Below are 14,216 nucleotides of genomic sequence, written 5' to 3' on the forward strand. Positions count from 1 at the left end.
TCACTCTACACGCGCGGCGGCCACGACGCTAACGCGCCGATCGAAGCGCGGCCAGCGTTGCCAGCATTTTCGCCCGATCGGCCGAGTCCTGATATGCGTTGACCAGCGCGATGGCGTCATCCAGCTCGGCCCCGGCGGAGCAGCCATGCCGCGCCAGCCATATCAGATTGGGCAGCTGCTCGCTGGTCCCCAGCCGTTGCAGCAGTTCGGAATAGGGCCGAGGCTCGTCGGCCGGCGCCGGGCGGTAGATTTTTGCAAACTGGGCGTGCAACTCGCTCAGCGCATTCATGCACAGAGGCTGCGTCGCCTCGAGGTCGAGCCTGACGAGGAAGCGCTGCAGTTTCCAGCGGCTTTCCTCGTCGTATTTGTCGCGCAATATTTCGACGGCGTCGGCGGTGCGGCTGCCCGCCTGGCGGGCACCGGCCAGCGCCTGCGCCTGCAGGCCCGCCTCATCGACAAACCTGAGCCATCCCCGCAAATGCGACTGCGCGTTCAACATCGAGAAGCGCTCCGGACGCTCCCGCGCAATTCGTCCCAATTGTTTGGGGTCACGAAGCTCGGCCAGCCGGTGGACGTCGTAGCTGGGATCGGTATACGCCTTCGCCATGGTTTCCCACGCCTTCGATTCCGCATCGCAGGAACAGCCATATCCGACCAGCCAGCCCATCGCGGCGAGCGCGCCGGATACCTGGTCGGCGATCGCGGCATAGGGTTGGGGCTTGGCGCTATCAAGCACCAGCGATTCAGCGCGCTTGCCGAGCAGCGCGCGGGCTTTCACACACAGCGCCGGCGTCGGATCGAGATCGAAGAAGCCGAGATAGCGGAGCGGAAAGTCACCACGCTCAAGCATCGCCTCGGCCTGGATCTGGCGCTGGTCGAGCTTGCGAATACTGTCGAGCACCTTCTGTTGCTTGGTCCCGTCCCGCGTCTCGAGAAACGGCGTCCACTGCCTCAGCGGCGCTTTGGCGGCCATGCGGGCGAGATCGGCGTCGTATTTTTGCAGCCGCGCGGCCTCCTGATCGTCCACAGCCTTGCGCATCTGCGACAGCGGCCAGATCGAGACGCAAACCGCAACGATCATCGCCAGCAGGACACCGCCCACAATCCGGATAGTGCCTGCGCGCAACCGCGCGGCCGACAGCGCGAACAGAGCCCACATAACGATCAGCGGCGGAACCAGCGCCGGAATAACGATAGGCCACAAAAACGGTGAAACGAAAGGGCGCGCGAGCAAATCAGTAGCAAGCGACGCCACGAGACCCGAGGCCGGAACGATGACCAGCGCGGCAAGCTTGGCGGCTCGGGGCGCTGCCCCTGTGGCGCCGGCGAGAATCGTCAGGACCATCAGCAGCAGCCACAGCACGATCATCTGGATCGCCGCGTAGGCCTGCGCGAGGCCGTTGCCCGCCGCATCGCTCTGGCCGAGACCGGCCACGGTCACCAGCTGCAGGCCCCATAGCAGGAGAATGACGATGCCAAGGACGATAGCGGCGGCGATTGCACCGATACGAGGCTTTGGCAGGGCTGGCGTGCTGTTCATCGCCCCTGCCTAGCACACGGATATTTCGACGTCGTCGTCCCGGCGAACGCCGGGACCCATAATCCCGGTCATCTGTTGTTGAAAGATAGCCGTCGAGCAGCGTGCTCAATAATTACTGCCGCGGCGTATGGGTCCCGGATCGCGCTTCGCTTGTCCGGGACGACGGAATCACCGCCACGGCTCCACGATGATCTTGGTGTGCCGCTCCGGATTGGCGAGATCCGCGAACGCCTGCGCGACGCCGTCGATGCCGACGCTTGCGGTCACCAGCGAGGCTGCATCGACCTCGCCTTCCGCGATCAGGCGCAAGGAATAAGCGAATTCATCCGGCGTGTAGCCGAGCACATATTGAACGTTGAGCTCCTTCAGAATGCCGAGCATCGGCTCGGAGCGGTCGGTCTCCATGCAGACGCCGACCACGACGATGCGCGCATCGCGCGGCGCGCCTTCGAACACCTGCTGGATCACGCCGGGGATGCCGACGCATTCGAAGATCAGCGCGGGCTTCAGCGCCGGCAACAGGGCCTGCAGCGGCGGCCGCGCGGCTTTTTCCTCCGGCGACATCGCGGCATGTTCGGCCCAGGTCGTATAAGGTTGCGTGCGCGCAGGGTCCACGACGATGTCGGCGCCGAGCTTTTCGGCCAGCGCCCGGCGCGCCGGCGAATAATCCGCGGCCACGATCGGGTGCAATCCCCTGATCTTGAGTGCGGCGATCACGGCGAGCCCGACCGGGCCGCAGCCGATCACCAGCGGCACTTCGTTGCCTTTGATATTGGCTTTCGCCACCGCGTGAACGCCGACCGCCAGCGGTTCGGTCAGCGCCGCATGCTCGGCCGCCAATCCGTTCGGGACTTCCAGCAGCAGCGCTTCGCTGAGCAGCATGCGCTCGGCATAGGCGCCGACATTGTCGTTGGAATAGCCGATGCCTTGCGGGCCTTCCGCGGTCAGCAGCGCCGGCAGCGAGCATACCCTGGTGCCGGCCTTGAGTTTTCGCGTGGTGCCCGGGCCGTAGTCGAGAATCTCGCAGCAGAATTCGTGGCCGAACACGACGTCACGCGAAAGGTCCATCGGCTTGCGGCCGGGAAAATGTTTTGCCAGTTCGACCATGCGGTGGGCATGCTTGCGCGCGTGCAGGTCGGAGCCGCAAATGCCGCAGGCCAATGATTTGACCAGCACCATGCCGGGGCCCGGCTTGGGCTCGGGCATCTGGTCGACGACGATCTCACCGTTCCGGAAGATTGCAGCCCGCATCGGCGTTCTCTCCTGTTATTCGTTATCTTTTCCTCTCCCACAGGTGGGGGCGGAAGGAAAGAACGAAAACAGGCGGCGGTTTACCCCCGAAAGACGGCGTCACCAAGTGTAGCGGATGACGCCCTTGCCGGCGTAAGAGCGGGTGATGTCGGAGAACTCGCCCTCGAAGGTGGCGGCAGCGGACCAGCCGTTCAGCCATTTCATTTCGGCAGAGGCCGTGGTCAACGCGGTGTTCGGCGCCTGCGCCGCACCGCTGACGAGGAAGGTGGCGCCGGGCACCGACTGGAACAGCGCCGTGATGCTGCGGTCGGTGTTGAAATTATGCGCCCAGGCGGCGCGGCCGCGCAGCGTGAGGACCGCGTTCTGCATCGCAAAGGAGCGGTCGAGCCGGACGCCAAGTTCGCTGCGCCCTGTCGTGACATCCTTTGCCGCATAGTTCAGCGCAAAGGCATTCGTACCCGACAGCACCTGTTCGGCATAGGCCGGCAATTGATAGGTGGTGAACTGGCCGGCGGTATAGGGCGTGATGCCCATCCATGGCGTGACGTAACGATAGCCGCCTTCGGCGCGTCCGGACCAGGCATTGGCGTTGAACTCGGCGCGCAAGCGGTCGACGCCGGCCACGGTGACGGTGCGATCCGTCGTCACATCCTGCCAGCCATAAACCGCCGCGGCGGTGACATAGGCCGCGCCGACATTGTGGCGCACGAAGGCGCCGGCCTGGAACAGGTCCGAACGGCCGGAGCCCGAGCCATTGACGCTGAAATTGGTGCCGCCGCCGGCCAGCGCAAAGCCAACCAAAGTCGACGGCGAGATCCGGTAGTCCGCACCGGCGGCGAGACCGAACGCGCGCGCCGTGGCGTTGTTAGATCCGATGACGGCATTGCCGTCGGTGTTGCTGCCGCCGCCAAACGCCGAGCCCCACACGCTCCAGCGCTGATCGAACAAATCGTTGCGCGCGACATCGGCCTTGGTCGGGAATTTGGCGAAGGCGTCGCGCGCCGTGCCCTTGCTCTTCGCAGCGTAGGCGTATGAACCACTCTCTGCAGTGAACGGCGTGGCGCTGCCGCCACCGACGCTCGCGCCGCCGCTGCGGCCGGCGATGAAGGGATCCGTCAACAGGCCGAGGAAGATGTTCATCGCATCGAAGGTCGCCTGCTGCGAGCCGGTCGCCAGTTCGCCCGAAATCTGCGTCAGACCCGCAGGTGTCAGAGAACCGACCGCCAGCGGAACGCCGGCGCCGGAATTGAAGGCATTCGTCAACGCGTTGGCGACGTTCTGCTGGTTCGGCGTGAGACCATTGGTGAAACTGAGCGCGAGGTTGAGATAAACATTGTTGGCGTCGTAGCTCAGGGTCGTCTTGAAATTCGGCGCAACGTTGCCGACCGCCGGGTTGAACGCGCCACTGATGCCGCCGGCAGCGTTGAGGATGGTGTACTGCCTGGCGACGTAGTTGCCGGGCTCGAAGCTCACATTGACGGTGGCGCCGCCGAGCGTCGCGGTACCCGTTACATTGGTGCGGTCGGCCGTAACGGGCGAAACTTCGACCATGTAACTGGCCGCCGCCGTGAACACGAGGCTGCCCTGCACGGTGAGCAGGCCGATCGAGTTACCGGGCGCCAGGGCGCCGCCGTTGATGGTGGTGTTGCCGACGATGCCGTTGCCACCGAGCGTGCCGCCGGCGTTGACGGTCACGCCGCTCGACGAGACGATCGAACCGTTGACGGTGAGTATGCCGCCGTTCACCGTCGTGCTGCCGGTGTACGTGTTGATGTCGGACAGGGTCAGGTTTCCGCTGCCTACCTTCTCCAGCGAACCGGGCCCCGGGAAGCAACCGCAGTCATCGGCGATCACGCCGCTGACTTCGGTGGAGAGGTTGTTGCCACCGACGACCAGGGTATTGCCGCCGCCGATATAGTAATTGCCGGAACCGGCAAGCGAGCCCACCGTGATGCGCCCATCACCGTTCGGGCCAGCGCTGCCGCCGAATTCGACAGAGCCGGTGCCGTTAGTGATGAACTGCGCGGTGCCGCCATTGGCATTGTCGAAGAAGCTGGTGGTGCCGCCGTCATTGGTGATGATTTTGGCGTTGCCGGCGGTGCTGTTGTCGAAGAAACCGGTAGCGCCGCCATTGTTGGTGATGATGGTGGCGTTGGCCGCGGTGGACGATGCGTTGAACTCGGTCAACCCCAAATTATTGTTGGTGATCGTGGCGCTGCCGGCGCTCGCAGTATCCGTTCCGAAGGCCTGGCCGAACGACGTCGTGCCGAAATTGTCGTTGCTGATGGTCGCGGACCCGGCCGAGGCCCGGTCGACGAAAAGCAGCTGGGCAGCGTTCTGATTGGTGATCTTCGCGGTGCCGGCGTTGGTGTTGGCGAAGAAGCCGACCGCGCTGCCGCCATCGTTGATGATGGTTGCACTACCCGCGGTGGCCGTATCGGTACCGCCGAAAACGCCAAAGGTGAGCTGGCCGCCATTGATGTTGTTGATGGTCATGCTACCGGCGGAGGTCGCATTGAGAAAATTCGCCGCGGCGCCGTCATTGGTCAGCGAAGTGATGCCGGACGTGTTGGCGTTGACGACATCGAGGCGCCCGAAATTGGTGATATCGCCAACGAGCGCCGCCGTATGCGTCGCATCGCCGAGCTGCAATGTCACGCAATTGCAGATTTCCGTGCCGCCGGTATAGGTGTTGTTGCCGAGCAGGACGACGGTGCCACCGCCCGCACTGTCCACCGTCAGCTTGCCCGCGCCGGCGCCGTCGGAGATGTTGCCGGCAATGGTCAGTATGATGCCGTTGGCGTCGATCGTACCGCCTGCGCCGGAGTTATTGATCCTGAAATTATTGGTGAAGGTGATGTTGCCGAAACCATCGGCCTGAAACACCGCGTTATCGAGCGTCACCGTTCCGGTGCCGACCGAACTGCTGTTGGTGACCTGCAGCGTGGTGTTGGTCACCGTCGTTCCGCCGGTATAGGTATTGGTGCCGGCCAGGCTCGTGACGCCGCCGCCCCCGGCGGAGTCGGTTATTTGCAACGAGCCCGGGCCGTTACCGTCGGTGATGTTGCCCGCCATGAACAGCGTGCCGCCGTTGGCATCGATGATGCCGCCGCCGGTGTTGATCTTGACATCATTGAAGAAGGTCAGGCCGGCAGCTCCGGCCTGGAACGCACCATTGTCGAGCGTCACCGTGGCGTTGCCGATCGAATTGGCGTTGGTCGCCTGCACCCTGGCGCCGGTCACGTTCAGTACGCCGGAGAAGGTATTGTTGCCGGAAAGCACTGCGGTGCCGAAACTGAAGCTGGAATCGATGATGTTCAACACAGCGCCCGCGCCAATGTCGTTGATGACACCCGAAAGCGTCAGGACCGTGTTGTTGACGTCGACGGTGCCACCGCCGCTGGCGACGGAAAAGCCGTTGGCGAAGGTCAGGTTGCCGGCACCGTTGCTCTGGAACGTGCCACCGTTCATAAACACAGGGCCAGTGCCGACCGAATTGGCGTTGGTGACCTGCACCGTGCCGCCGAAGATCATCGTGCCGCCGGTATAGGTGTTGACACCGGACAGGATCAGCGTGCTCGCTCCCAGCTGCCACACCCCGACGCCCGCAACCGATTCCCCGATATTGTTGGAAATGCCGATGAACTGGCCGGCATTGGCGTTGTTCATGATGCCGCCGCCTGGTCCCGCCACGCTGAAGTTGACGTCTCCGCCGCTGATCGAGAATGATCGCGAGCTGGCATTGAACGTCCAGGAATCGGGCGCAATGGCGCCTGTCACGATAATGGTGTCCGACCCCGTCGCCTCGAAAACAGCCGGCTGCCCCGCTGCGACCGGCGCGGTAGCCGGAGTCCAGTTGGTGCCGAGGTTGTAGTCGGACGTGTTCGTGGTGCCGCCCCAGGTGGATTGGGCGTGAGCCTCAGGCGCGACCGCGACCGCCAGGCCAATGCCAAACAACAACGCGGCCAAGCGTTGCCACAGCCGTTTTTTCACGCCCGATGCCGATGGAAAATGCACGCCCAAACCCCACTACCCCCAGCGCTCTGCGGCGCCGTCCGGGGCACAACCTAGCATGGGGTTCCCCCGTACAATTACGGTTTGCTGGGAATCCCTTGTTCTGGCTTCGGAAAATGGACGTTTTCCGGACACACTGTGGTGCCCGGGCAACGCTCAGGGCGCGGTCCTTCTCATCCAGCGCAAGATCGTCGGCTGGGCCGCTCAGGCGTTGGGAGACGACTCGGCCGCGACTGTCAAAAGTTGCGATCGGCGCACCCGTTCGCGATGCGCGGTGTAGAGGCCGCTGGCAACGATGAAGCCGGCGCCGGTCACGGTGTAGACGTCAGGCACTTCGCCGAAGATCAGGAAACCGAGGATGCTGACCCAGAGCAATTGCGTGTAGGAGAACGGCGCCAGCACCGAGGCATCAGCATAACGGAACGCCAGCACCACGATCCACTGTCCCGCGGTCGAGGCGACGCCGATGAAGATGCCGAAGGCGATGTCGTGCCAGGTCGGCGTCACCCAGACGAACGGCACCAATGCGCTGAGGATGCAGACGCCCGCGATCGACGAATAGGTCATCACGGTGATGGCGCGCTCGGTGCCGCTCATCATCCGCGTCATGATCAGCGTGCAGGCCCACGCCAGCGCCGAGACCAGCGGAAAGAACGCGGCGGGGTGAAACGCACCGGTGCCGGGACGCAGGATGATGATGACGCCGATCAGGCCGACGCCGGTCGCGATCCAGCGCCGCAGGCCGACCTTCTCGTTGAGGAACACGATCGACAGTGCGGTGACGAGCAGCGGCGCGACGAAGCCGGTGGCGGAGGCTTCCGCGATCGGCAGGTACCGCAGGCCGGAGATGAAGAACAGCGACGAGGCCAGCACCGTCACGCCGCGCATCAGCTGCAGGCCGGGCCGCCTGGTCGGCAGCGCAAACAGCGGTGAGCCCGGCAGCATCGCCGGCATCATGATCATGGCGAACACCACGAACCGGATCCAGGCGATCTCGATCGAAGGCAGCGTCGCGGACAGATATTTCGCCGTCACGTCCGAGATGCCGAGGAAGACCGTCGACGCTAGGATCAGCGCGATGCCCTTGAACGGACGATCGGCACGAGCGGGCGCTTTGGGGGTGGAGTACTTCTTCTCGGGCAACGGCAATGGCGCGCTGTCCAGCCTGGCGGCTGCGGCGGGGGGCGGTGTCACGGCAATCTCGAAGGCAATAATGATCGAATCGGGCGAGGCTTTAAAAAACGCCATTTGAGGGGGAACAACAAGGTCCGATAACGGGATGCGGATATGCGCTGAGGGCGCGATTGCAACACTTTGTTAAGAACCGTGTTGCGCTGAAGCGCCGCCTTCATCCCCTTTCGTCATGGCCGAGCATGACGCAATGTGAATCGTGTTCACTACAGCATCGGCAGACCGCGCGGCTTCGGGCCACGCGGAAAGGCGTTGTCGAGGGCTTCGATCTCGCTGGCGCTCAGCGTCAACTTCCCCGCCGCCGCATTATCCGCGGCATGCTCCGCGCTCGCGGCTTTCGGAATTGCAAACACCGCTGGAATGCGCGTCAGAAACGCGAGCGCGATCTGGCGCGCGGTGACGCGGCGCGCATCGGCAATCGCCTGCAACACCTGCCCTTGCCTGCTGTGCGGCGACGGAAAATCATTGTGACCGAACGGTGAATAGGCGACGACGGCAACGCCGTGCCGTTCGCACCACGGGATGACAGCATGCTCGATCGCGCGCTCCTGCAAATGATAGAGCACCTGGTTGCAGGCGATCCCGCCCTCACCGGCGACCGCCAGCAGTTCGTTGAGATCGTCGGTGTCGAAATTGCTGACACCCCATGAGCGGATTTTTCCGGCTGATATCAACTGATCGAACGCCGCCACGGTGTCTTCAAGTTCATGGGATCCGCGCCAGTGCAGCAGGTAGCAATCGAGGTGATCGGTCTTCAGCCGCTTCAGCGATCGCTCGCAGGCGGCAATGGTGCCGCGACGCGACGCGTTGCTCGGCAACACCTTGGAGACGAGATAGAGATCCTCGCGCTTGCCGGCGGCCATCGCCTCCGCGATCACGAGTTCGGCATCGCCATACATTTCGGCGGTGTCGACATGGGTCATGCCGAGCTCGATGCCGCGGCATAGTGCTGCGACCGCGCTCTTGCGGTCGCCGCGATCGATGTACCAGGTGCCCTGCCCGATGACGGACACTTCCGGGCCTTTGACGCCGAATTTTTTCTGCTTCACGATCGCCTCAACTTCTGATGTTGCCGACCAGACGAGGGCGGCGATGGACTTCGAGCGGGTTCTCGACCGGCAGAGCGCGCAGCCAATCGCGGAAGCTGACGACCTCGGGACAATCCACGGTGCCTTCAGGCGCAATCAGCCAATCGCCCAAACCGGATCCCTCGTCGACGCGGTCGCAGCGATAGCCCGGATGGTGGCCAAGACCGCGGGCGATCAGCAGGTCGACTTTGCCCTCGACCAGCTCGTGCAGGCCGGCGGGCTGCAGCACCCGCAAGCCGATTTCCGCATGCGCGCTGCGAAACGCCGCCAACTCCAGCCGGCGCAGGTCGAAGCTGCCGTGGACTCCCAACTGCAGCAGCACCGCGCCCGCCGGTTTCAATTGCGAGGTCGCGTCCGCGATGCGACGAAAGCCGTCGGATATCTCGGGCAGATAGGCCTGGCCGGCCGCGGTCAGGATGAGCTGCTTATGCAGCCGCTCGAACAGGCGTACGCCGAGGCGCGCCTCCAGCGCTTTCACCTGCTGCCCGACGGCGGCAGGTGTGACATGCAGCTCGTGCGCGGCCAGTTTGAAGCTGAGATGTCGCGCAGCGGCTTCGAATGCGCGAAGCGCATTGAGTGGTGGAAGGGTGTAGGTCATCGCGCTGCAGTTTGTCACTGATAGGCCCTGGCCTTGCAATAGATTTTCTAGTGCTTGAGCGAAGGAACTATGCTTTGCGCTGACTTGATGTCCCCGGTTACGGTCGCTTCGCAGCATCCGGAGATCCCATGCCTCGCCGACTGGATCATCTCGTTATTTGCGTCCACAATCTGGCAAAGGCCGCGCTGGACTGGCAAACGCTCGGCTTTTCTCTCACGCCGACCGGCGTCCATCCCTTTGGAACCAGCAACCGCCTGGCGATGTTCGGGAATAATTTTCTGGAACTGCTTGGTGTCACCGATGCTGGGGCGGTGCCGCCAGCGGCGCCCGGCCACTTCAGCTTCGCCGCCCACAACCAGGATTTTCTTCGCACCGGTGAAGGGATGTCGATGCTGGCCTTGCACAGCACCGACTCCCATGCCGAAGCGGCGCGCTTCAATGCTACCCACATTGGCGCCTATGCGCCGTTCGATTTTGGCCGTGACGCGGTGCTGCCGGGCGGCGGCACGGCCCGCGTCGGATTTTCACTGGCGTTTGCCACCGACCCCGCGATGCCCGGGATCGCCTTCTTCACCTGCCAGCAACGCCATCCGCCGGAACTGTTCTGGAAGGCGGAATACCAGCATCACCCCAACGGCGCCCTGCGCGTCATCGAGGTCGTGATGTCGGCGCCGGACCCGGCCCAGCACCGCGCGTTCCTCGAGCGCCTCACGGAGAGTGCCGCCGAGCTCGCGCCCGGGCGGTTGACGATCGGCGAGCGCGGCGACCGGATCACCGTGCTCGGCCCGTCCGAGATGGCGCGCCGGTTGCCGCCTTGCGCCAGCGATGGTTCGCCACGCTTCTGCGCGGCGCGGCTGGCGGTCACCGATCTCGATGCGACCCGGCGAGTCTTGAAGAATAACGGTGTCGCGTTCGAGGTCATCGACCATGCATTGCTGATTTCGCCCGCCGCGTCGCATGGCCTGGCGCTGGAGTTCGTCGAACCGGGGGCAATCGATGGCTGAGATTCATCCCTTTTACGAACAGCATCGCGGTGCAATGGAGGCCGCCATGCGCCATCGCCTCGACCTTGCCGAAGCGATGTTGTGCGAGCGCGCGCGTCTATCCAATATTAACGGGATCAGGCAGGAGGTGATGGACGAATTCGAAATCGTGCTCACCCAAATGCCCTATGTCGGAGGCGCGGCAAGTCGTATGAGCGACTTCTTCATGCGTCTCATGGGCTTTATGGCCATCAGCCGGGTGCTCCGACGACACGGCGTGTCGCTGTCCGTGATCGGCGAAATCGAGCGAGAAACCTACAAGGCGCAGTTGCTCACCGTGCCCGAAGCCGAACGCCTCGCCTCGGGGCGTCAATTCATGTCGTCAGAGAATCAGACTTTGCTGCGCGAGCAGGCTGCAAAAAGCCATCGACAGGAATTTTCGGAAGATTTCGTCTACGATTTCGTCGAGCCGGCCCCGGGTGACAAGTTTGAATTCGGCATCAACTACAAGGCGTGCGGCTTTTGCAAATTCGCGGCTCGCCATGGAGATAAGGAAATCTTGCCGCACATTTGCGGGCTTGATTTCGACGCCTATGCAACGCGAGGCATCCACCTGGAACGGACACAAACGTTGGCTGGCGGCGCGAACCACTGCGATTTCCGATTCTCGCGGCTCCCGTCGGAATAGGACGACGTACAAGTGTGCACCAAAGATGACATGAGGGAGCCCGTCGATTGCCCTCCCCGTCATTGCGAGGAGCGTAGCGACGAAGCAATCCATTCTTGCTTTGCCGCACGATGGATTGCTTCGCTTCGCTCGCAATGACGTTGAGGGACCTGTTTTAGCTCGCCGCCACGGCCAATTGCTGCGGCACGGCGTTCGGCACGGTTTGCGCGATCAGCCGCTTCAACTCCGGAATGCAGGAGCCGCAATTGGTGCCGGCCTTCAGCTTGGCGCCGATGTCGGCCGCGGAGCGCGCGCCGGCTGCGATTGACTCGCAGATGGTGGTGCGGCCGACGCCAAAACAGGCGCAGACGATCGGGCCGGCATTGGCCAGGCCATCGATCGATTTGCCCGACAGCAGCATGCGGCGCTGGTCGTTGCTGAGCGTGTCGGCGGCAAACAGGCCCTTGACCACATTCCAGTCGCCGGCGTCCCGTGCCGGTCCGATGAACAGGCAGGTCTCGATACGGTCGGCGGCAAAGGACGCCGCGCGATAGACGCCGCCGCCAAAGTCCTTGTATTCGGCGAGATCGTCGCCGGCGATGGCGCCGAGCCAGGACTGCCAGCCCCTGAGATCGGCATTGTCGGCGAGCAGATAGCCAAACCCGCCATTGACGGCGACGCGCGCCCACCAGGCATGATCGGGCAGTTCGAGCGGCGTGCGCGACAATGCAAAGCCGCGGAACACATATTCGTAAGGGGTGATCGAGGCCGGCGTCGCCTTGTTCTCGGGCTGGCCGGAAAACGGATCGGTGAGCGGTGCGACCAGCGATCCGACGCGTGCGCCGGTCGCCGTGACCGCACTCCAGTGGATCGGCGCGAACAGCATGCCGCGCTGCTGGCGCTCGCTGACGACAACCCGCAGCGTGCATTGTCCGTAATCGGTCGTGACCCGCGCGAAGTCACCATCGGCGACGCCATGCCTGGCGGCGTCGTCCGGGTGCACCTCGACGAACGGCTCCGGCAGATGCTGGCCGAGCCGCGGGCTCATCCCGGTGCGGGTCATGGTGTGCCATTGGTCGCGGACGCGGCCGGTGTTCAGCCGCAGCGGGCGCGCGGCCGTGGTCTCGGTCCGCAGCGCGGGAGTCTCGGGTGCGATGAAACGGGCCTTCTGTTCGTTGGCGAAGAAGCCGCCTTCGGCAAAGAACCGCGCCTGCGGCTCGGCATTTTGGCGGATCGGCCATTGCACCGGTGCCATCGCGTCGAACGCTTCGTCCGACAGCGCCTGCAAGCCGCCGATGTCGAAATCGCGGCCACCATCGTTCTCGAACGCCGACAGTGCGGCGTGCTCGCGAAAAATGTCGGCGGCTGATGCAAAATTGAATGCCGCGCCAAAGCCGAGCCGTTTTGCGATCTCGCCGATGATCCACCAATCCGGCCGCGCCTCGCCCGGCGAGGACAGGAATGCGCGCTGCCGCGAGATGCGCCGTTCCGAATTGGTCACGGTGCCGGATTTCTCGCCCCACGCCTGCGCCGGAAACAGCACCTGCGCCCCGGCATCGACGGTGTCGTTGGAGATCACGTTTTCGGAGACGACGAACAATTCGAGCTTCTTCAGCGCCGCGCGGGCGGCATCCGCGTTGGGCAGCGACACCGCCGGATTGGTGCCGATCACCCACAGCGCCTTGATCTCGCCGCGCGCGATGGCCTCGAACATCTGGACCGCTTTCAGCCCTTCATGGGTGGCGATCCGCGGCGCCTTCCAGAACCGGCGCACGCGGTCGATGTCCGGCGGCGTGAAACCCATATGGGCCGCCAGCTGGTTGGCGAGCCCGCCGACCTCGCGGCCGCCCATCGCATTGGGCTGTCCGGTCAGCGAGAACGGCGACGCGCCCGGCTTGCCGATCCGCCCCGTCGCCAGATGGCAGTTGAGGATCGCATTGACCTTGTCGGTGCCCTGCGCCGACTGGTTGACGCCTTGCGAATACATCGTGACCACGCGCGGCGTATTGGCAAACATCTGGAAGAACGCCGCGACGTCCTGCTCGGACAGGCCGGTTGCCAGCGCGGTTGCGCCGAGGCTGCCCGCCATGCTGCGCGCCCGCGCCATCGCGTCGTCGAAGCCTGACGTGTGGCGTTCGATGTAATCGCGGTCGAGCACGCCGTTGTCGGCGAGGTGCACCAGCAAGCCGCTGAACAGCGCGGTGTCGGTGCCCGGCTTCAACCCCAGAAACAGGTCGTCGTCGCCGACCGTATCGGTCCGGCGCGGATCGATCACCACGATGCGGGCGCCGCGGCTCTGCTTGTTGACCAGCATGCGCTGGTACAGCACCGGATGACACCAGGCCGCGTTGGAGCCGACCAGCACCAGCAAATCGGCTTCGTCGAGATCCTCGTAACAGCCCGGCACCGTATCCGCCCCGAACGCGCGGCGATGGCCGGCGACCGATGACGCCATGCACAGCCGTGAATTGGTGTCGACATTGGCGCTGCCGACGAATCCCTTCATCAGCTTGTTGGCGACGTAATAGTCCTCGGTCAGCAGCTGCCCGGAGAGATAGAACGCGACGGCGCCGGGGCCGTCGCGCGCGATGATGTGCTGAAACCGGTGCGCGACATGGTCGAGCGCGTCGCTCCAGGCCACGCGCTCCATGGTCCCATTGTCGCAGCGGATCATCGGATGCAGCAGGCGGTTTTCAAGGCCCAGCGTCTCGCCGAGCGCCGAGCCCTTCGAGCACAGCCGGCCGAAATTCGCCGGGTGCTCGGGATCGCCCGAGATCGCCGCCCCGCCCCGGCCGTCGGGCGTCGCCAGAACACCGCAACCGACGCCGCAATAAGCGCAGGTGGTCTGGGTGGCGCGCAGATGGGGATCGACGGCGGTCATGCG

The 14,216-nt window shown here is 64.2% G+C and carries 9 protein-coding genes; 2 read left to right on the forward strand and 7 right to left on the reverse strand.

All coding sequences use genetic code 11. From position 1 onward, the window contains the following. Positions 1 to 28: 28 nt before the first annotated feature. The 6 genes from JQ567_RS06345 to JQ567_RS06370 all read right to left on the reverse strand — a co-directional run bounded on the left by JQ567_RS06345 (position 29) and on the right by JQ567_RS06370 (position 9,682). Positions 29 to 1,540, reverse strand: coding sequence for a hypothetical protein (locus tag JQ567_RS06345; protein ID WP_212438018.1), 1,512 nt, complete (start codon positions 1,538 to 1,540; stop codon positions 29 to 31). A gap of 168 nt (positions 1,541 to 1,708) precedes the next feature. Continuing rightward, a complete protein-coding gene (locus JQ567_RS06350) occupies positions 1,709 to 2,791 on the reverse strand; it encodes a zinc-binding dehydrogenase (RefSeq protein WP_212438019.1) in 1,083 nt (360 codons plus the stop codon). Between the two features lie 99 nt (positions 2,792 to 2,890). Continuing rightward, positions 2,891 to 6,784, reverse strand: coding sequence for an autotransporter domain-containing protein (locus JQ567_RS06355; RefSeq protein ID WP_312017358.1), 3,894 nt, complete (start codon positions 6,782 to 6,784; stop codon positions 2,891 to 2,893). Positions 6,785 to 7,009: 225 nt separating this feature from the next. After that, positions 7,010 to 7,954 (reverse strand): DMT family transporter, encoded by a 945-nt coding sequence (locus tag JQ567_RS06360; RefSeq protein WP_249165295.1) that lies wholly within the window; start codon positions 7,952 to 7,954, stop codon positions 7,010 to 7,012. Between the two features lie 248 nt (positions 7,955 to 8,202). Then, positions 8,203 to 9,045, reverse strand: coding sequence for an aldo/keto reductase (locus JQ567_RS06365; protein ID WP_212438021.1), 843 nt, complete (start codon positions 9,043 to 9,045; stop codon positions 8,203 to 8,205). Between the two features lie 7 nt (positions 9,046 to 9,052). Then, positions 9,053 to 9,682, reverse strand: coding sequence for a LysR family transcriptional regulator (locus tag JQ567_RS06370; RefSeq protein ID WP_212438022.1), 630 nt, complete (start codon positions 9,680 to 9,682; stop codon positions 9,053 to 9,055). A gap of 128 nt (positions 9,683 to 9,810) precedes the next feature. Between JQ567_RS06370 and JQ567_RS06375 the strand changes: the two genes are divergently transcribed. Then, positions 9,811 to 10,686 carry a VOC family protein gene (locus JQ567_RS06375; protein WP_212438023.1) on the forward strand — a complete coding sequence of 292 codons (876 nt, stop codon included), beginning with the start codon at positions 9,811 to 9,813 and terminating at the stop codon, positions 10,684 to 10,686. After that, positions 10,679 to 11,353: an L-2-amino-thiazoline-4-carboxylic acid hydrolase gene (locus JQ567_RS06380; protein WP_212438024.1), complete on the forward strand. Its 675-nt coding sequence runs from the start codon at positions 10,679 to 10,681 to the stop codon at positions 11,351 to 11,353. Before JQ567_RS06375 ends, JQ567_RS06380 begins: the two co-directional genes overlap by 8 nt. 154 nt (positions 11,354 to 11,507) lie before the next feature. Here the strand turns inward: JQ567_RS06380 and JQ567_RS06385 are convergent, their stop codons facing one another. Continuing rightward, positions 11,508 to 14,213: a nitrate reductase gene (locus JQ567_RS06385; RefSeq protein WP_212438025.1), complete on the reverse strand. Its 2,706-nt coding sequence runs from the start codon at positions 14,211 to 14,213 to the stop codon at positions 11,508 to 11,510. Positions 14,214 to 14,216 lie beyond the last annotated feature (3 nt).

This window comes from Bradyrhizobium sp. AUGA SZCCT0431, from assembly GCF_018131065.1.
GTDB lineage: Bacteria > Pseudomonadota > Alphaproteobacteria > Rhizobiales > Xanthobacteraceae > Bradyrhizobium.

Excerpts from the sequence above, each read along its gene's own strand:
- JQ567_RS06345 (WP_212438018.1), bottom strand. The coding sequence starts at position 1,540 with ATGAACAGCACGCCAGCCCTGCCAAAGCCTCGTATCGGTGCAATCGCC.
- JQ567_RS06350 (WP_212438019.1), bottom strand. The coding sequence starts at position 2,791 with ATGCGGGCTGCAATCTTCCGGAACGGTGAGATCGTCGTCGACCAGATG.
- JQ567_RS06370 (WP_212438022.1), bottom strand. The coding sequence starts at position 9,682 with ATGACCTACACCCTTCCACCACTCAATGCGCTTCGCGCATTCGAAGCC.
- JQ567_RS06375 (WP_212438023.1), top strand. The coding sequence starts at position 9,811 with ATGCCTCGCCGACTGGATCATCTCGTTATTTGCGTCCACAATCTGGCA.
- JQ567_RS06380 (WP_212438024.1), top strand. The coding sequence starts at position 10,679 with ATGGCTGAGATTCATCCCTTTTACGAACAGCATCGCGGTGCAATGGAG.
- JQ567_RS06385 (WP_212438025.1), bottom strand. The coding sequence starts at position 14,213 with ATGACCGCCGTCGATCCCCATCTGCGCGCCACCCAGACCACCTGCGCT.